At 66.5% G+C, this 15,917-nt stretch carries 22 protein-coding genes; 12 read left to right on the plus strand and 10 right to left on the minus strand.

Annotated elements, in window-relative coordinates:
• The coding region (locus DU475_RS19060) for a nitroreductase family protein (protein ID WP_205524465.1) at positions 1–252 on the plus strand (252 nt) is incomplete at its 5' end.
• Positions 253–361: 109 nt separating this feature from the next.
• Here DU475_RS19060 and DU475_RS19065 read toward each other — a convergent pair.
• The 4 genes from DU475_RS19065 to DU475_RS19080 all read right to left on the minus strand — a co-directional run bounded on the left by DU475_RS19065 (position 362) and on the right by DU475_RS19080 (position 2,257).
• Positions 362–652, minus strand: coding sequence for a hypothetical protein (locus DU475_RS19065; protein ID WP_164633017.1), 291 nt, complete (start codon positions 650–652; stop codon positions 362–364).
• Between the two features lie 125 nt (positions 653–777).
• Complete coding sequence (locus tag DU475_RS19070; RefSeq protein ID WP_107342895.1) at positions 778–1,266, minus strand: YbhB/YbcL family Raf kinase inhibitor-like protein; 489 nt, start codon at positions 1,264–1,266, stop codon at positions 778–780.
• Positions 1,267–1,437: 171 nt separating this feature from the next.
• Positions 1,438–1,938: a hypothetical protein gene (locus DU475_RS19075; protein ID WP_164633018.1), complete on the minus strand. Its 501-nt coding sequence runs from the start codon at positions 1,936–1,938 to the stop codon at positions 1,438–1,440.
• A gap of 103 nt (positions 1,939–2,041) precedes the next feature.
• The gene (locus tag DU475_RS19080) at positions 2,042–2,257 is read right to left on the minus strand and encodes an FmdB family zinc ribbon protein (protein ID WP_013500555.1); all 216 of its coding nucleotides are present in this window, start codon (positions 2,255–2,257) and stop codon (positions 2,042–2,044) included.
• A 99-nt stretch (positions 2,258–2,356) separates the two neighbouring features.
• Between DU475_RS19080 and cutA the strand changes: the two genes are divergently transcribed.
• Positions 2,357–2,680 (plus strand): divalent-cation tolerance protein CutA, encoded by a 324-nt coding sequence (gene cutA / locus DU475_RS19085; protein ID WP_047309928.1) that lies wholly within the window; start codon positions 2,357–2,359, stop codon positions 2,678–2,680.
• On the opposite strand, the gene DU475_RS19090 is transcribed toward cutA, so the two are convergent.
• The gene (locus DU475_RS19090; RefSeq protein WP_142883724.1) at positions 2,658–3,134 is read right to left on the minus strand and encodes a GIY-YIG nuclease family protein; all 477 of its coding nucleotides are present in this window, start codon (positions 3,132–3,134) and stop codon (positions 2,658–2,660) included. The genes cutA and DU475_RS19090 overlap by 23 nt on opposite strands.
• A gap of 58 nt (positions 3,135–3,192) precedes the next feature.
• On the minus strand, positions 3,193–3,387 hold the full coding sequence (locus tag DU475_RS19095; RefSeq protein WP_047309930.1) for a hypothetical protein: 195 nt from the start codon (positions 3,385–3,387) through the stop codon (positions 3,193–3,195).
• A 248-nt stretch (positions 3,388–3,635) separates the two neighbouring features.
• On the opposite strand from DU475_RS19095, the gene DU475_RS19100 reads away from it, so the two are divergent.
• Entirely contained in the window at positions 3,636–4,619 is a 984-nt protein-coding gene (locus DU475_RS19100; RefSeq protein WP_164633019.1) for a YheT family hydrolase, read from the plus strand.
• 7 nt (positions 4,620–4,626) lie between these two features.
• On the opposite strand, the gene DU475_RS19105 is transcribed toward DU475_RS19100, so the two are convergent.
• From DU475_RS19105 to DU475_RS19115, 3 genes are read right to left on the minus strand one after another with little or no spacing between them, the layout of a single operon-like run.
• A complete protein-coding gene (locus DU475_RS19105; RefSeq protein ID WP_047309932.1) occupies positions 4,627–5,331 on the minus strand; it encodes a DUF1045 domain-containing protein in 705 nt (234 codons plus the stop codon).
• Between the two features lie 22 nt (positions 5,332–5,353).
• Positions 5,354–6,547 (minus strand): alpha-D-ribose 1-methylphosphonate 5-triphosphate diphosphatase, encoded by a 1,194-nt coding sequence (locus DU475_RS19110; RefSeq protein ID WP_047309933.1) that lies wholly within the window; start codon positions 6,545–6,547, stop codon positions 5,354–5,356.
• Positions 6,544–7,224 (minus strand): transferase hexapeptide repeat family protein, encoded by a 681-nt coding sequence (locus tag DU475_RS19115; protein ID WP_164633020.1) that lies wholly within the window; start codon positions 7,222–7,224, stop codon positions 6,544–6,546. Before DU475_RS19115 ends, DU475_RS19110 begins: the two co-directional genes overlap by 4 nt.
• A gap of 183 nt (positions 7,225–7,407) precedes the next feature.
• Between DU475_RS19115 and phnC the strand changes: the two genes are divergently transcribed.
• From phnC to phnE (DU475_RS19135), 4 genes are all read left to right on the plus strand, one after another.
• Positions 7,408–8,220, plus strand: a complete 813-nt coding sequence (gene phnC, locus DU475_RS19120; RefSeq protein WP_013500547.1) for a phosphonate ABC transporter ATP-binding protein — start codon at positions 7,408–7,410, stop codon at positions 8,218–8,220.
• 109 nt (positions 8,221–8,329) lie between these two features.
• Positions 8,330–9,238 carry a phosphonate ABC transporter substrate-binding protein gene (phnD, locus tag DU475_RS19125; protein WP_013500546.1) on the plus strand — a complete coding sequence of 303 codons (909 nt, stop codon included), beginning with the start codon at positions 8,330–8,332 and terminating at the stop codon, positions 9,236–9,238.
• Positions 9,239–9,306: 68 nt separating this feature from the next.
• On the plus strand, positions 9,307–10,188 hold the full coding sequence (gene phnE / locus DU475_RS19130) for a phosphonate ABC transporter, permease protein PhnE (RefSeq protein ID WP_013500545.1): 882 nt from the start codon (positions 9,307–9,309) through the stop codon (positions 10,186–10,188).
• Positions 10,185–11,051 (plus strand): phosphonate ABC transporter, permease protein PhnE, encoded by an 867-nt coding sequence (gene phnE, locus DU475_RS19135; protein ID WP_013500544.1) that lies wholly within the window; start codon positions 10,185–10,187, stop codon positions 11,049–11,051. The genes phnE (DU475_RS19130) and phnE (DU475_RS19135) overlap by 4 nt, the downstream gene beginning before the upstream one ends.
• 144 nt (positions 11,052–11,195) lie before the next feature.
• Here phnE (DU475_RS19135) and phnF read toward each other — a convergent pair whose 3' ends face one another.
• A complete protein-coding gene (phnF, locus tag DU475_RS19140; protein ID WP_164605183.1) occupies positions 11,196–11,924 on the minus strand; it encodes a phosphonate metabolism transcriptional regulator PhnF in 729 nt (242 codons plus the stop codon).
• Between the two features lie 111 nt (positions 11,925–12,035).
• Here phnF and phnG point away from each other — a divergent pair, with 111 nt between their 5' ends.
• Genes phnG through phnK form a run of 5 tightly spaced genes read left to right on the plus strand, consistent with a single transcriptional unit; the run spans position 12,036 to position 15,901 of the window.
• Entirely contained in the window at positions 12,036–12,509 is a 474-nt protein-coding gene (phnG, locus tag DU475_RS19145) for a phosphonate C-P lyase system protein PhnG (RefSeq protein WP_164633025.1), read from the plus strand.
• Positions 12,510–12,511: 2 nt separating this feature from the next.
• Positions 12,512–13,114 (plus strand): phosphonate C-P lyase system protein PhnH, encoded by a 603-nt coding sequence (gene phnH, locus DU475_RS19150; protein ID WP_164633021.1) that lies wholly within the window; start codon positions 12,512–12,514, stop codon positions 13,112–13,114.
• Positions 13,115–13,117: 3 nt separating this feature from the next.
• Entirely contained in the window at positions 13,118–14,215 is a 1,098-nt protein-coding gene (locus tag DU475_RS19155; RefSeq protein ID WP_164633022.1) for a carbon-phosphorus lyase complex subunit, read from the plus strand.
• Positions 14,212–15,090: an alpha-D-ribose 1-methylphosphonate 5-phosphate C-P-lyase PhnJ gene (locus DU475_RS19160; protein ID WP_164633023.1), complete on the plus strand. Its 879-nt coding sequence runs from the start codon at positions 14,212–14,214 to the stop codon at positions 15,088–15,090. The genes DU475_RS19155 and DU475_RS19160 overlap by 4 nt, the downstream gene beginning before the upstream one ends.
• The gene (phnK, locus tag DU475_RS19165; RefSeq protein ID WP_164633024.1) at positions 15,083–15,901 is read left to right on the plus strand and encodes a phosphonate C-P lyase system protein PhnK; all 819 of its coding nucleotides are present in this window, start codon (positions 15,083–15,085) and stop codon (positions 15,899–15,901) included. Before DU475_RS19160 ends, phnK begins: the two co-directional genes overlap by 8 nt.
• Positions 15,902–15,917 lie beyond the last annotated feature (16 nt).

A 15,917-nucleotide genomic window follows, 5' to 3' on the forward strand; every position in this document is an offset into this window, starting at 1 on the left:
GCGCTGGATTATTCCGTTGTGGCGATGATCGAGACCTTCTGGCTCGCCGCGCGGACGCTCGGGCTCGGGGTGGGCTGGGTGTCGATCCTCGATCCGCAGTCGATCTGCACCGATCTCGAAGTTCCATCGGACTGGAAGTTCATCGCCTATCTGTGCGTCGGCTGGCCGGTCGAGCATCACGTCGATCCCGAACTGGTGCGGCATCATTGGCAGGACCGCACCGCAGCGGGCCGGATCGTGTTGTCGCGCTGAAATCCTGCATCAATGTGCGTGAACGTACTCACGATGACGCCGTTTGCGGATCGTTAAGGCAAGATCGCGGCAACAGCCACAATTTGCAAGAAATCGTCACATTCGCCCGTCAGGACTCCGTCCGCGTTTCCGAAAATGGAGGACCGGACATGCGAATGATCAACTCTTTGACGACTGCTGTGGTTGCCGGTGCGTTGATCGCGTCGAGCTTCGCTGCCGCACCGGCACTGGCTCGCGGCCAGCAGGACCAGCGTAACGCCAGCGAAACCGCAGCCAGCTCGGGATGCACGTCGTATGAGCGCGCGCCCGATGGCTCGTGGCGCCCGATCCCTTGCGTATCCGCCGGCCCGGCTGCTGCGATCACGCGCAGTTCTGCGGCACGGAACGCAGAGGCCAGCAACTGATCGCCACCGCCACGCCGACAGGCGCGGTCTCAGAGCGCTTCCGCAGCGGCTGATGGCCGGACCGAATCTGGCCATCAGCCGCAACGGATGTTACGCAAGATACCTGCGGAGCTGTCCGGACTCAGCGTCCGAACAGACCGGTGATCGTCGTCTTCGCCAGGGTGTGGAAGTTGAGATCGAAGCCGACCAATGCCGGCATCGCGGTCGCACCGGCGTTCGGCAGCTTCTCGACGTCGACCGCAAATACCGTGATCTGATAGCGGTGCGGCTTGTCGCCCGGCGGCGGGCACGGGCCGCCGTAACCGGGCACGCCGAAATCCGTCAGGCCCTGGATCGTGCCTTCGGGCATCAAACCCTTCGCGATATCGCCCGCGCCCTTCGGCAGCGACGTCGTCGTGGCCGGAATATTGAAAACCACCCAGTGCCACCAGCCGCTGCCGGTCGGTGCATCGGGATCGTACATCGTCACCGCGAAACTCTTGGTTCCGGCCGGCGCATCGCTCCAGCTCAGGGCCGGCGACACGTTGGCGCCGGTACAGCCGAAGCTGTTGAACAATTGCTCGTGCGCAATGGTGGCGCCTTCGGCGATGTCGGGACTGGTGAGCTTCATGGCCTGCACTCCTGCCGCATGCGCGCGCCGCACGCGACTGGCGCGCAGGGCACGTCATCGGGTCGTTGATGTCGTGGTCCTCGCCGATCGGCGTGGCGACCGGATGCTAGCAAGCCCGACAGACAGACGGAAGCGGCGGCACCGCCAGATCCTGGCGGCAAATCCGCCCGATCACTCGGGCTTCGCTGTCGGCGTCTTGCGGGATGGCCGCAGCAGCAGCGGGAAGCCCGAGAAGAACGTGTTGGAGTCGATCAGCAGCGGAATGCCGAGCCATTCCGACAGGGTCCGCGGGCCGGTGCGCAATTCCTGACGCGGTTCCTGGGGCGACGGGGCGCGCGACGGCGCCGCAGCAGACGCTGCGGCTTGTCTGGTGGGGCCGGGCGCCGACGGAGTCGCCTTCGCCGGCTGTTGCGGCGGCGAGGCTGCCGGAACGGGTTGCGGTTTCGCTGCGCCGGCTGCGGCCTCCTTGCCGCGATGGCGATCCAGAATGGCCGTGGCGGCCAGCGCCGAACCGAACGGCGGTTCGACCCGCACCACCGCGCCGCCGCCGCTCGGGCCGCGGCGGTCGGGCACCTCGATCAGTTCGACCCGGTGCAAGCCTTCCTGCTTCAGTTCGGCGACTGCGGCCTTGGCCTGTGCGGCGCTGTCGAAGGTCCGGGAAATCTGCGTCATGTCTCGCCTGCCTCGAAAGAGTGCTCGTTGGCGGGCAAACGACGCGAGACGCGCGATCGTTCCTTGCGGAACGGTCGCGGTGGCAGGCAGTGGGGCCGCAGTCCTATGCGCAGACGTCCGGCATGCAGCAGCCGCCGCAGCCACCCTTGCCGTCGCACATCGGAGCTTCCGGCCCGCCCTTGGCCGGCTTGGCGATCAGCGACAATTGCTGGTCGAGGCTGGTGCTTTCGCAGGCCGGACACACCGCGGTGTCACCGGAGAACAGCAGGGTCTCGAACTGGTGACCGCATTTGTTGCAGACGAAGCCGTAAATCGGCATGACGGACCTTCCGAAGCTGACTGGGAACCACTTGCGCCTAGCAAACAACCGGCGCGGCCTGCAACGCGTCGGATCAAATCGAAGCCAAGGAGCGTCGCGATGGATCAGGGCGAGGCCTGCGTGGTGATGGTGACGGCGCCGAACAAGGAGGAAGCGGAACGCTTGGCAGTCGCAACACTCGAGGCCCGGCTCGCCGCCTGCGTCCAAATCCAGGCGATCACCAGCCACTATTGGTGGGACGGCAAGATCACCAGCGACACCGAGCAACTGCTGTTGTTCAAGACCCTGCCGGCGAAATTCGCTGCCTTGCGCGACCTGATCACCTCGCTGCACTCCTACGATACCCCGGAGATCATCCAGCTCCCGGTGACCGCGGGCGCCGAGAAATATCTCGGCTGGATCAGGCGGGAGACCGGCGCGTAGCGCTTCCCCGTAGCCACACCGGCGGTTCGCCGTCCGCGGCGAGCGCGGCACGAATGGCGCGCGCTGATACGCGCGACGGCCAGCGCAGCAGGTGACTGCGGCAGTGCGCGCAGTCACTGGCGCCGAATCCCTCGATCGGCAGCGGGAGAAACCCAAGCCGTGCCACCATCTCGCATTCGTCGCCGCCCGGGATCGCCCAGGCGCCTCTGACCTCGCCGGCCGTGGTCAATTGATCGACGTGCCAGCGGATCGATTTGTCCTTGCGGAAATGCCGGCCGAGCCGCGCCGGCAGACCGCCCGGCCCATAGGCCGACCCGCAATACAGATAGCGGCCCGGCCTGAGCCGGGCAGATACCCCGCCGCCGAGCCGGACCGCGAGTGGCGCCGCGACCGCGATCGCCACCACATAGGCGCCGGGGCCGGGCGGACAGGCGGTGTGCGCGGCGACGGTCATCGCCTCCGATCTGCGCCTGCCAGTTCGAGCAGGTCAAGTGTGCACGTGATGGATTTCGCTAATGCTTGGTCGGAACCTGACTGAGCAGCATGCGCTTCAGCTTGGCGCGGGCGTGCATCTCGGTAGCTGACTGCATCACCAATCCCTTCGGCGTGTCGCTGAGGGATTCGGCGTGTGCCCATTCGGCGGCGGCGAGCCATTCCAACTCGTCGGGCGACAGGTTGCGGAAGGGAGCTGGGTCGGCGACCTTCATGGCGATTTCCTCATAGCGGCGATCCGGCTGCTTCGGCTTCGATCGCTTGTCGTTATGGAGATCAGCTTAGGGCGATGCCGGCCCGACAACAACTGCGACATATGCGGCCATCGCAAAACGCTAGTTGCAAATGCAACGCCAATGCGATGTTGACGCACTCGGTTGCAGTGGACACCATCGCGGTGGATAGCTGCGTGTCGCTCGTCCTAGCTTTGTGTGTATTCATCCCTCCTTCGATTCTGCTCGACATGACTGACCTGCGATCCTATCGCGCGCCGTGGTGGTTGCCCGGCGGCCATCTGCAAACCATCTGGCCGACGCTGTTCGCGCAGCCGCGGGCCTCGCAAGCCATCAAACTCGTCCGCGAACGCTGGCGGGCGCCCGACGGCGACTTCATCGACATCGATCATCTGCCGGGGCCCGATCATGCGCCGTGGCTGGTGCTGTTTCACGGCCTCGAAGGATCGTCGACGAGCCGCTACGCGATCGCGTTTACGCAGGGCGCTCTGGCGCGCGGCTGGCGGCTATCGATCCCGCACTTTCGCGGCTGCTCGGGCGAACTCAATCTGGCGCCGCGCTCGTATCACTCCGGCGATTTCCAGGAGGTCGGCTGGCTGCTGGCGCGAATTCGTGACCGCGCCGATGCACCGGTGCTTGCCGCCGGGGTCTCGCTCGGCGGCAACGCGCTGCTGCGCTGGGCCGAAGAAGCCGGCAGCGGCGCCGCTGAGATCGCGCGCGCAGTGGCGGCGGTCTCAGCCCCGCTGGATCTCGTGGCCGCCGGCGCTGCGATCGACAGCGGCGTCAACCGACTGATCTACACCCGGCATTTCCTGCGCACGATGATTCCGAACGCGCTGGCGAAATGGCAGCAGCACCCCGGACTGTTCGATCGCGAACGGGTTCAGCGTGCCACGACCTTGCGGGAATTCGACGACGCCTTCACTGCGCCGCTGCACGGCTTCGCCGGCGTCGACGACTACTGGACCCGCGCCTCCTCCAAGCCGCATCTGCACACGATCAAGATCCCGGCGCTGGTGGCGAACGCGCGCAACGATCCGTTCGTGCCGGCCGCCTCGCTGCCGACCCCGGACGAAGCCGGCGCGATGGTGACGCTGTGGCAGCCCGAGCAAGGCGGTCATGTCGGCTTCGCCACCGGTCCGTGGCCGGGCCGGGTCACCGCGATGCCGGAGGCGGTCAGCGACTGGCTCGGCTCAATCCTCGGCGGCGAATAGTCGGCGGCTAATAGTCGGCGCTGCGCAGTTCGAACTGCGCAATGCTCTTGAACCGCGCCCCGCGCGCGTCCTGGCGCAGCACCGCGATCCGATTGATCGCGATGCGGTCGATGCCGGTCGCCGCGAACTGCTCGCGCAGCAGCGCCAGCAATTCGTCGTGGCGGGCCGGATCGAGCGAACCGGTCAGCGTCATGTGAAACCGGAACTCGTCCATCACATAGGGATAGCCCCATCGGTCGAGATACCCGACCTGCGCAGGCGTCAGCCGTTCCGGCTTGCGCCGGGCGCGATCCTCCGCCGACAGCGGCGCCCGAAATTCATCGAAGTCGCGAACGCAATCGGCCGCGAGCTGCTGCAGCGACTCGGACGGCGCTTCCGGCACCAGCGCGATGAACCCACCGATCGACCTGATCACCGGGCCGATCTGCGGAATCGCCCGCGGCGTTTCGGCGAAGGTCGCACAGGCCCACAGCAATTCGCTCTCGCTGCGGCCACCGATCAACCCGAACGGCGCCTTCAGGGTGGCGTGAAAGCCGTAGCCCCTCGGGTCTGCGGTGACGTCTCGCCAGTCCGCGATCGCCGCTGTCGGCGCAGCGAACGGCACGTCCTCGCCGGAGACGACATCGTAACCGAGCATCGCCGCCCCGAACTGCGCCAGAGCGCTGCCCGCGGCAGGCAGATAGTAAATCGCGTAGCGTGGAAAATTCGACATCGGCAATGATGATAGCGTCAGATCATGCGGCGACGCCAGCCGGGTGCGGCAGTTTGCGCGTGATCACGAACCGCTCCGGATCGTCGACATGCACCAGCCGGCCGCCGGCGATCACCGCGACGATTCGCGGCCGCAGCGCGACGCGATCGTCGACCAGCAGCACGTCGGCGCGCTGGCCGCTCGCGATCGTGCCGCGCTCGGCGAGCCCGGCGGCGCGCGCAGGATTTTCCGAGATCAGCTTCCAGGCCTGTTCCAGCGGCAGGATGCCGTCATGCACCAGGCGGAACGCGGCGAGCAGCGGCGCCGGATAGTAGTAGTCGGAGGCCAGGACCGAGCACAGTCCCTTGGCGATCATGTCGGCCGCCTTGGTCCAGCCGGTATGGCTGCCGCCGCGCACCACGTTCGGCGAGCCGAACACGATGAAGTCGCCGTGCAGCGCTGCGTCGCGCGCGGTCTCCTCGGTGGTGGGAAATTCGGCGATGCCGACGCCGAGATCACGATAGCCCTGCCGCATCGCCGGAGTATCGTCGTCGTGCGACAGCATCGGCATCGACACCTCGCGCGCGATGACGGCGAGACGCCGATTGGCCTGCGGCACTTCGTCGCCGCGCGCCGCGATACGCTCGACGAGCCGGTCGAATGCCTCGTCGCTGAGGCCGGTGCGCTCGACCATCCGGTTGCGCTTCTGCGGCTTGGCGAGATTGGCCAGCGTCGAATCCATGTGATCGTTGAAAGCGAACAGGTCGATGCGGCGGTCGCCGATCCACTGCGCGATCTCGTCGACTGCATCGAGATTGAAGGTCTCGTGGCGCAGATGGATGCGGGTGTCGGCCGACAGTCGCGGCTTGGTCAGATCGATCGCGTCGAGCATCCGCCGGGCGTTATCGGCGCTGCGCAGGCCGGGCTCCCACGACCAGGTGACGGCGTGAAACACCGTGGTCAGACCGTTGGCGATCGCTTGGCGGTCGCTGTCGATCAGCGCCACGTCGATCGGAAAGTCGACGCCGGGCCGCGGCATCATCTGCCGCTCGAACGCATCGCCGTGCAGATCGACGATACCGGACAGCACCAGCAGGCCGCGCGCATCGATCCGGATCGCGGCGTTGCCGCTGGTGGAGCCGACCGCCGCGATGGCGCCGCCGGCGATCTGCAGCGAAGCCTCGGCAATCTCGTCGCCAATAAGCGTCCGGCCGCCTTCGATCGCGATCTCGCTCATCCCGTCACCTGCTGTTCTGCTGCCGGCTCCCGGCCCGCCGCCCGTTGCGTCATGGCCGTGGCTTCATATTTGTCGAGGAAGTCTTCCACTGACAGTTTCCGGAAGTCCGGCAGTGCATTGCGCAGCGCGTCGTGGCTCCAGTCCCACCACGCCAGCGCGACCAGCCGCTCGGCCACCGCCTCGGAGAAGCGGCGGCGGATCGGCCGCGCCGGATTGCCGGCCACGATGGTGTAGGCCGGCACGTCCCGGGTGACGATCGCGCCTGCCGCAACCACCGCACCGGTACCGATGTTGCGGCCCGGCAGCACGACGGCGCCGTGACCGATCCAGACGTCATGGCCGATCTCGACGTGATGCGACCGCCGCCAGGCGAAGAACTCGGCGTCGTCGCTCTCGCCCTCGAAATAGGTGCTGGCCCGGTAGGTGAAGTGCGCCTGCGTGGCGCGCTGCATCGGGTGATTGCCGGGGTTGATCCGGGTCATGGCCGCGATCGAACAGAACTTGCCGATGCCGGTGTAGGTGATCTGCGAGTCGTTGACGACGTAGGAGTAGTCGCCAATCGCCACTTCGTTCAGAATGGTGCGGGCACCGACTTCGCAATAGGCGCCGAGCGTGACGTCGTGCAGCTTGGCGGTCGGATCGACGGTCGGCGCGACCGATAGCAATTTCGCGGCCATGGGTGGGATTCTCACGAGCGGTGATTGGGTGTGCGGCCTGTCATCGACGCCGTTCATGACGTCATCGTGACGCATCGATGACGGAGCGAACACCTTGATGTGGCGGCAGAACTACACGCTCTGTCACACGGCTGCAAAACAACGGCGGTAGCGATTCCCCCGAACCTGTTTCGGGAGCAGCGCATGCTGGTAGTTGAAGGTCTGACCTGCCGTTTCGGCAGCAAAGCCGCGGTCGACGACGCGTCATTTTCGGTCGAGCGCGGCAGTTTCGTCGGGGTGATCGGCCGCTCCGGCGCCGGCAAATCGACCTTGCTGCGAATGCTGAACCGGCTGGCGGAGCCCTCCGAAGGCCGCATCCTGTTCGAAGGCGTCGATGTGACCGCGCTGCAGGGCCGCGAATTGCGGCAATGGCGCGCACGCTCGGCGATGATCTTTCAGCAGTTCAACCTGATCGGCCGTCTCGACGTGCTGACCAATGTGCTGATGGGCCGGCTGTCCGAAGTGCCGTCGTGGCGCTCGCTGGTGCAGATGTGGCCTGAGCAGGATCGCGCGCTCGCGATCTCGGCGCTCGATCAGTTCGATATGGCGTCCTATGCGGCGCAGCGCGCCGACCAGCTCTCCGGCGGTCAGCAGCAGCGCGTCGCGATCGCCCGTGCGCTGGTGCAGCAGCCCGATATCGTGCTCGCCGACGAGCCGATCGCCTCGCTCGATCCGCGCAATACCAAGATCGTGATGGACGCGCTGCTGCGCATCAACAAGCACTTCGGCATCACCGTACTGTGCAATCTGCACTCGCTCGATCTCGCCCGCAGCTATTGCGACCGGCTGATCGGCATGGCCTCGGGGCGGGTGGTGTTCGACGGCGCGCCGGCCGCGCTCACCGACCAGATCGCCCGAGAACTCTACGACCTCGAAGCCGACGAAGTGCTCGGGGCCGCGCCGCACGTGCCGCACGGCCTTCCCGCGCCCGCATTGGCGAGCGTCGCCGTGGCCTGATTCCGACGGCAATCGTTCGCCGTCTTCCCGATCCGGCACCGCCCGCGGCTCGCCCGCGCGCGGTTGCCGTGTTCCGACCGTTCATCGACTTGAAGAGACAGGAACCGTCATGATCAAGCTCCGTACCCTCGTCGCCGCCGCTGCCGCGCTGGCGTTCACTGCGCACGCCGCGCCGGCGCAGGACTGGAAAGCGAAATATCCCGAGCTGGTGTTCGGCAAGATCCCGGACGAGAACGCCTCGGGCACCACCACCCGCTGGACCCCGCTGACCGACTACCTCACCAAGCAGCTCGGCGTTCCGGTGAAGCTCCGCATCGCCAACGACTACGCCGCGGTGATCGAAGGTCAGCGCGCCGGCAACATCCACATCGGCATGTACGGGCCGGCGTCCTACGCCCGCGCCTATCTGGTCGGCGCCAAGGTCGAGCCGTTCGCGATCGAGGTCAACGGCGACGGCTCCAAGGGCTATCACTCGGTGCTGTATGTGAAGAAGGACTCGCCCTACCAGAAGATCGAAGATCTCAAGGGCAAGAACCTCTGCCTGGTCGATCCGAATTCGACCTCCGGCAACAACGTGCCGCGCTTCATGATGAACAAGATGTCGATCGATCCCGACAAGTTCTTCGCCAAGGTGATCTACGCCGGCAGCCACGAGAACGCGGTGATCGGCGTCGCGCAGGGAACTTGCGACGCGGCATTCAACTGGTGGAACACCGAGGACGAGAGCAACCTGCTCCGGATGGATCGCAAGGGCATGGCCAAGGCCGCCGACTTCCGCATCATCCTGAAGTCGGACCTGATCGTGAACTCGCCGATGGCGTATCTGTCGGACCTGCCGGACGACCTCAAGGCGGCGATCCGCAAGGCAGTGCTCGATCTCGCCACCAACGATCCGGAAGCCTTCAACAAGATCTATGAAGGCAAGGCCCTGCCCTACGCCGCGACCAGCCACAAGGACTACGAGCCGGTCGTCGAGCTGATCAAGTTCGTCGACAGCCTGCGCAAGTCGAAGTCCTGATCCATCACCGCACCTCATCGGACGTGGGCGACCTAACGGCCGCCCACGTCGTCATGTCGGACAATCGAATGCAGGCAGCCGTCACAGAACTTCCCGAGCCCCAGCTCCGCGCCCTCGCCGATCACTACGACGCGGCGGTGGCGGCGAAGCGGCGGCGGCTGGCGCTGGGCGGCGCGATCCTGATCGCCGCGATCGCCGCAGCGGCCTGGATGGGCGAGGTCGATCCGAAGAAGTTCGCCGAGAATTTCTGGCGGTTTCCGTCGTATTTCATCTCGATCACGCCGAAATTGGCGTTGGCCACGCTGTGGGCGGACCTTTCCGACTGGTTCTGGGGCATCAAGCGCTGGACCGGGCTGTTGCTCGACACCATCCTGATCGCCTATGTGGGCACGCTGCTCGGCGCGATCGCCGGCTTCGCGCTGTGCTTTCTCGCCTCGGCCAATCTGGTGCGGTCGCGGACGCTGGTGTTCGTCACCCGCCGCTTCCTCGAATTCTGCCGCACCGTGCCGGAGATCGTGTTCGCGCTGCTGTTCGTGCTGGCGTTCGGGCTCGGCCCGCTGCCGGGCGTGCTGGCCATCGCGATCCACACCACCGGCGCACTCGGCAAGCTGTTCGCCGAGGTGGTCGAGAACATCGACGACAGGCCGCTGGAAGGCGTGGTGTCGTCCGGCGGCGACTGGCTCGAGATGGTGCGGTTCGCGGTCGTGCCGCAGGTGCTGTCGAACTTCGTCAGCTACGCGCTGCTGCGGTTCGAGGTTAACGTCCGCGGCGCCGCCGTGATGGGCTTCGTCGGCGCCGGCGGCATCGGCCAGGATTTGATCGAGGCGGTGCGCAAGTTCTACTACAGCGACGTCAGCGCCATCCTGCTGCTGATCATTGTCACCGTGATGGCGATCGACTATTTCACCGAAGGCGTGCGCCGCCGCCTGATCGGTCAGGAGCGACGATGAGTACCGCCCGCCGCACCCTGAGCTTCGGCGACGAGGCCGGCATCGTCGCCCGCTTCCCCGAACAGTTCCGCGCCGACTGGGTCAGGCGCGGAAAGCTGATCGGCGGCCTGACTTTGGCTGCAGCCATCTTCCTATTCGGCCTGATCCGGCTCGAGATCCCGTTCGACCGGCTGTTCAGCGGCACTGGACGGCTGATCGAATTTCTCGGCCTGATGCTGCCGCCGGATCCGGGGTCGTGGCAGCTCGCCCAAATCTATCTGCATGCGATGGGCGAAACCCTGGCAATCGCGTTTCTCGGCACGCTCGGCGGCGCGCTGCTGGCGTTTCCGGTATCGTTCCTGGCGGCCCGCAACGTGCTACGCATCCGTCCGCTGCAATTGCTGACACGCCGCCTGCTCGACGCGGTGCGCGGCATCGACACCCTGATCTGGGCGCTGATCTGGGTCGGCGTCGTCGGTCTCGGCCCGTTCGCCGGCATTCTGGCGGTGATGTGCTCGGACTTCGGCAATTTCGGCAAGCTGTTCTCCGAAGCCTTCGAGGCCGCCGACGACAAGCCGAGCGAAGGCGTCAAGGCGACCGGCGGTTCGCATCTGCACAGCGTCCGCTTCGGCATGTTGCCGCAAGTGGTGCCGATCCTCGCCAGCCAGGTGCTGTACTTCTTCGAATCCAACACCCGCTCCGCCACCATCATCGGCATCGTCGGCGCCGGCGGCATCGGGTTGCAGCTCGCCGAGCAGATCCGGGTGCTGGAATGGCAGAAGGTGTCGTTCCTGATCCTGATGATCCTGGTCACCGTGGCGGCGATCGACTGGATCTCCAGCAAGCTGCGGTTTGCGATCATTGGGCGAAAGGCGGTCGCTTAAGGCGCGGCGATCATCGCACTCTCAACCGTCATCCTCCGCGCAAGCGGAGGATCCAGTATTCCAGAGCGTCCGTGCTCTGCCGCGAACTCTCTGGAATACTGGTTCGCCCGCCTGCGCGGGCGATGACGTGAGCGCAGGGCGGCCCTAATCCGGCTCGATCACGAACTCGACCCGCTCTGCCGCAAAGCGGGCACGGGAAGTCAGCAGCGGAGTGCCGTCGGCGGCGACATCGATGCTCTCCACGACCAACACCGGGCGCCCGGCAGGCAGATCGAGCCGCGCAGCATCGGCCGCATCCACGATCGAAGCGGTGATCCGGGTCGACAGCCGCCGATAATCGTTGACGCCGTAATGCGCCAGCACCTTGGTCATCGAGCGTTTCGCGGCGAACACCTTGGGCGCGTCGGGAAATCGCACCGCCGACAGCCAGGTGGTGCCGCGGCTGATCGGCACGCCGTCCGCCGACCGCAGTGCTTCGATCCGGAATAGCGGCGCACCGATGTCGAGATCGAGCTGGCCGGCCAGCGCGCCGGTCGCCGGCTCGCGCTCCGCGGCGATCAATTGACCGCGCGGCTCGCGGCCGCCCGCATTGATGATTTCGGAAAACCGCGTCCGGGTGCGCAGCGGATAGGCGATCCGCCGGCTGCGCACGAAAGTGCCGCTGCCACGCTCGGCGCGCACCAATCCACGCTCCGCCAGCGCTGCGAGCGCCCGCCGGACGGTGTGACGGTTCACCCCATAATTCTCGGCGATCTCGGTCTCCCCCGGCAGTTTGCCGCCGGGCAGATAGCGGCCGTCGGCGATCGCCAGCTCGATGCCGTCGGCGACCTGACGCCACAACGCGACGCCTGAAGTGAGTGCCTCGGCGGTCATGACAGGCACGCTTTTGTGATCAACGCCACGGAATTCGTCGTCATCGAGTTTTCACATTGTGCTTCTATCAAGTTGTCTATTAACATAGACAACTTGAATTGGGCAATGGCGATGCACGCGGAGACACAAAACTCCCCCGAACAAGCCGCAACCACGCGCCGGCGCGCCGCGATGGCGGTGCTGGCCGCATCCGAGACTGCCGCGATCGGCGCGCGCATCGACGCACTGGCTCCGCCGGCGTTCACGCTGCTGCGCGAGCCGGAACAGGGCTTGGTGATGCTGCGCGGCCGGATCGGCGGCGACGGCTCCGCCTTCAATGTCGGCGAGGCGACGGTGTCGCGCGCTGCGGTGCGGCTCGCCAGCGGCGAGGTCGGGTTCGGCTACACGCTGGGGCGAGATCGCACCAAGGCGAAGCTGATCGCGCTGTGCGACGCGCTGCTGCAATCGGCGGACTATTCGGCTGCGGTCGAGACCGAGGTGATCGCGCCGCTGCGGACTGAAGTCGAAGCCGCACGCGCCGAAAAGGCCGCCCGGACGGCTGCCACCAAGGTCGATTTCTACACGCTGGTGCGAGGCGAGGGCTGACCATGACCACCACCGAACTTTCCTCCGGCTTTGCCGACAAGGTGCTCGGCGCGCAATCGACCTTCCGCGCCGTGATGGAAGCGATGGCGCGGCCCGGCCGCATCCAACGCATCACGGTCGAGGCCGGCACACCGGCGCCGCTGATGCACGCCAGCGCCGCACTGGCGCTGACGCTGTTCGACCACGACACGCCGATCTGGCTCGACGCCGCGATCGCGGCGGACGGCACGGTCGCGCGCTGGCTGAAGTTTCACACCGGCGCGCCGCTGACCGACGATCCTTCTACCGCGGCGTTCGCGCTGATCGGTGACGGCTCGGCGCTACTGCCGTTCGAGCGGTTCGCGCTCGGCACGCCCGAATATCCGGATCGTTCGACCACACTCATTATTCAAGTGCAGGCGCTGGGCTCCGGCGACGGCTTCCGGCTGCACGGTCCCGGCATCGATGGCGAGACGCTGCTGCAGGCATCGCTGCAGCCGGCCGACCTGTTCGATCGCCTGAGTATTAACGCAGCGCTGTTTCCGCGCGGCCTCGACGTGGTGCTGGTGAACGGCGATCAAATGGTGGCGATCCCGCGCACCACGCGCCTCAGCCAAGGGAGCTGACCGATGTATGTCGCAGTCAAAGGCGGCGAACGCGCCATCGACAATGCCCACCGGCTGCTCGCCGATGCCCGCCGCGGCAACCGCGACGTGCCGGAGCTGACGCTCGACCAGATCTCCGAGCAGCTCGCGCTCGGCGTCGATCGGGTGATGAGCGAAGGCTCGCTCTACGACCGCGAGCTGGCGGCCCTGGCGATCAAGCAGGCGCGCGGCGATCTGATCGAAGCGATCTTCCTGGTGCGGGCGTTCCGCGCCACGCTGCCGCGGTTCGGCTCCTCCGAGCCGGTCGACACCGGCGCAATGGCGGTCCGGCGGCGGATCTCTTCGACCTTCAAGGACATTCCCGGCGGCCAGATCCTCGGTCCGACCTTCGACTACACCCACCGGCTGCTCGATCCGCAGCTCGCCGAAGGCGGCGATCCGGCCGAGCCGGCGACAGCGGAAGCCAGTGACGCACCGACGCCACGGGTCACCGACATCCTGCGCCAGGACGGCTTGATCGAAGAGTCGCCGGTCGCCGAGGACGACAGCGCGGTCGGCGATCTCACCCGCGAACCGCTGAACTTTCCGGCCGGACGCGACCTGAGGCTGCAGAACCTCGCCCGCGCCGACGAGGGCTTTCTGCTGGCGCTCGGCTATTCGACTCAACGCGGCTATGGCCGCAACCATCCGTTCGCCGGCGAGATCCGCTTCGGCGAAGTCGAGGTGTTCTTCGAGGCCGAAGACGCCGGCTTCGCGGTGCCGCTCGGCAGCGTGGCGCTGACCGAGTGCCAGATGGTCAATCAATTCAAAGGATCGGCGACCGAAGCGCCGCGCTTCACCCGAGGCTACGGCCTCGCCTTCGGCCAGAGCGAGCGCAAGGCGATGTCGATGGCCTTGGTCGATCGCGCGCTGCGCGCCGGCGAACTCGGCGAGGACGTCAAGGCGCCGGCTCAGGACGAGGAGTTCGTGCTGTCGCATTCCGACAACGTCCAGGCGACCGGCTTCGTCGAGCATCTGAAGCTGCCGCACTACGTCGATTTCCAGTCCGAGCTCGGCCTGCTGCGCAAGCTGCGCGCCGAATTCAACCAGGACCAACCCGAGCTGCGCGAGGCCGCGGAATGACCGAAGCGACTTACAATTTCGCTTATCTCGACGAGCAGACCAAGCGGATGATCCGCCGGGCGATCCTGAAAGCGATCGCGATCCCCGGCTATCAGGTGCCGTTCGCCAGCCGCGAGATGCCGATGCCTTACGGCTGGGGCACCGGCGGCGTGCAGGTGACGGCGTCGATCCTCGGCCCGGACGATACGCTGAAGGTGATCGACCAGGGCAGCGACGACACCACCAACGCGATCTCGATCCGCAAGTTCTTCGCCAAGACCGCCGGCGTCGCCACCACCACGTCGACGCCGGACGCGAGCGTGATCCAGACCCGGCACCGCATTCCCGAGACGCCGCTGCACGAGGGCCAGGTGCTGGTATATCAGGTGCCGATCCCCGAGCCGCTGCGCTATCTCGAACCGCGCGAGACCGAGACCCGGCGCATGCATGCGCTCGCCGAATACGGGCTGATGCACGTCAAGCTGTACGAGGACATCGCCAAGTTCGGCCACATCGCCACCGCCTATGCCTATCCGGTGAAGGTCGCGGGCCGCTACGTGATGGATCCGTCGCCGACACCGAAGTTCGACAATCCGAAGATGGACAACTGCCCGGCGCTGCAACTGTTCGGCGCCGGGCGCGAGAAGCGGATCTACGCGATCCCGCCCTACACCCAGGTGGTGTCGCTGGATTTCGAAGACCACCCGTTCACGCGTTATCGCCAGGACGGCTGCTGCGCGCTGTGCGGCGCCGACGATTCCTATCTCGACGAGATCGTCACCGATAACGCCGGCACCCGGATGTTCGTGTGCTCCGACACCGATTACTGCGAAGGCCGCCGCGCCCAGGGCCACACCGGCAGCGAAACCGCACCGATGGAGAGCGCCCATGCTTGATCGCGTCTCGTCCGCCGCACCGGACGCCTTCACCGCGGCCGATCAGCCGCTGCTGATCGCCGACGGCCTGTCGAAGCGCTACGGCCGAATTGATGCGTGCCGCGGCGTGTCGTTCGAACTCTTCCCCGGCGAAGTGCTGGCGATCGTCGGCGAATCCGGCTCCGGCAAATCGACCCTGCTGCAAATGCTGTCGGGACAGATGACGCCGAGCGCCGGGCGCGTGTCGTATCGGATGCGTGACGGCGTCCTGCGCGATCTCGCCGAACTCGGCGAAGCAGAGCGGCGCCTGCTGCTGCGCACCGATTGGGGCTTCGTGCATCAGGACCCGGCGCAGGGCCTGCGCATGGCGGTTTCGGCGGGCGCCAATGTCGGTGAACGGCTGATGGCGGTCGGCTGGAATCACTACGGCAAGATTCGCAGCGTCGCCAGCGACTGGCTGGAGCGGGTCGAAATCGACACCGGCCGCATCGACGACGCGCCGCGCACCTATTCGGGCGGCATGCGGCAGCGGCTGCAGATCGCCCGCAACCTCGTGACCAATCCGCGTCTCGTCTTCATGGACGAGCCGACCGGGGGACTGGACGTTTCGGTGCAGGCGCGGCTGCTCGATCTGGTCCGCAGCCTGGTGGCCGAACTCGGGCTGGCCGCGATCGTCGTCACCCACGATCTGGCGGTGGCGCGGCTGCTGTCGCACCGCATCCTGGTGATGAAATCCGGCCGCGTCATCGAGACCGGGCTGACCGACCAGGTGCTCGACGATCCGCGCGAACCCTATACGCAACTGCTCGTCTCCTCGATCCTCCCGGCGTGATGACCATGCCCCAAAC

Origin of the sequence: Rhodopseudomonas sp. WA056, assembly GCF_010906995.1 — a bacterium.
Lineage (GTDB): Bacteria > Pseudomonadota > Alphaproteobacteria > Rhizobiales > Xanthobacteraceae > Rhodopseudomonas > Rhodopseudomonas palustris_G.

Coding starts and splice junctions, on each gene's coding strand:
- DU475_RS19100 (WP_164633019.1), top strand. CDS start 3,636: ATGACTGACCTGCGATCCTATCGCGCGCCGTGGTGGTTGCCCGGCGGC.
- phnG (WP_164633025.1), top strand. CDS start 12,036: ATGCACGCGGAGACACAAAACTCCCCCGAACAAGCCGCAACCACGCGC.
- cutA (WP_047309928.1), top strand. CDS start 2,357: ATGGATCAGGGCGAGGCCTGCGTGGTGATGGTGACGGCGCCGAACAAG.
- phnF (WP_164605183.1), bottom strand. CDS start 11,924: ATGACCGCCGAGGCACTCACTTCAGGCGTCGCGTTGTGGCGTCAGGTC.
- phnH (WP_164633021.1), top strand. CDS start 12,512: ATGACCACCACCGAACTTTCCTCCGGCTTTGCCGACAAGGTGCTCGGC.
- DU475_RS19080 (WP_013500555.1), bottom strand. CDS start 2,257: ATGCCGATTTACGGCTTCGTCTGCAACAAATGCGGTCACCAGTTCGAG.
- DU475_RS19160 (WP_164633023.1), top strand. CDS start 14,212: ATGACCGAAGCGACTTACAATTTCGCTTATCTCGACGAGCAGACCAAG.
- DU475_RS19115 (WP_164633020.1), bottom strand. CDS start 7,224: ATGGCCGCGAAATTGCTATCGGTCGCGCCGACCGTCGATCCGACCGCC.
- phnD (WP_013500546.1), top strand. CDS start 8,330: ATGATCAAGCTCCGTACCCTCGTCGCCGCCGCTGCCGCGCTGGCGTTC.
- phnC (WP_013500547.1), top strand. CDS start 7,408: ATGCTGGTAGTTGAAGGTCTGACCTGCCGTTTCGGCAGCAAAGCCGCG.
- phnK (WP_164633024.1), top strand. CDS start 15,083: ATGCTTGATCGCGTCTCGTCCGCCGCACCGGACGCCTTCACCGCGGCC.
- DU475_RS19070 (WP_107342895.1), bottom strand. CDS start 1,266: ATGAAGCTCACCAGTCCCGACATCGCCGAAGGCGCCACCATTGCGCAC.
- DU475_RS19105 (WP_047309932.1), bottom strand. CDS start 5,331: ATGTCGAATTTTCCACGCTACGCGATTTACTATCTGCCTGCCGCGGGC.
- phnE (WP_013500545.1), top strand. CDS start 9,307: ATGCAGGCAGCCGTCACAGAACTTCCCGAGCCCCAGCTCCGCGCCCTC.
- DU475_RS19110 (WP_047309933.1), bottom strand. CDS start 6,547: ATGAGCGAGATCGCGATCGAAGGCGGCCGGACGCTTATTGGCGACGAG.
- DU475_RS19155 (WP_164633022.1), top strand. CDS start 13,118: ATGTATGTCGCAGTCAAAGGCGGCGAACGCGCCATCGACAATGCCCAC.
- DU475_RS19095 (WP_047309930.1), bottom strand. CDS start 3,387: ATGAAGGTCGCCGACCCAGCTCCCTTCCGCAACCTGTCGCCCGACGAG.
- phnE (WP_013500544.1), top strand. CDS start 10,185: ATGAGTACCGCCCGCCGCACCCTGAGCTTCGGCGACGAGGCCGGCATC.
- DU475_RS19075 (WP_164633018.1), bottom strand. CDS start 1,938: ATGACGCAGATTTCCCGGACCTTCGACAGCGCCGCACAGGCCAAGGCC.
- DU475_RS19090 (WP_142883724.1), bottom strand. CDS start 3,134: ATGACCGTCGCCGCGCACACCGCCTGTCCGCCCGGCCCCGGCGCCTAT.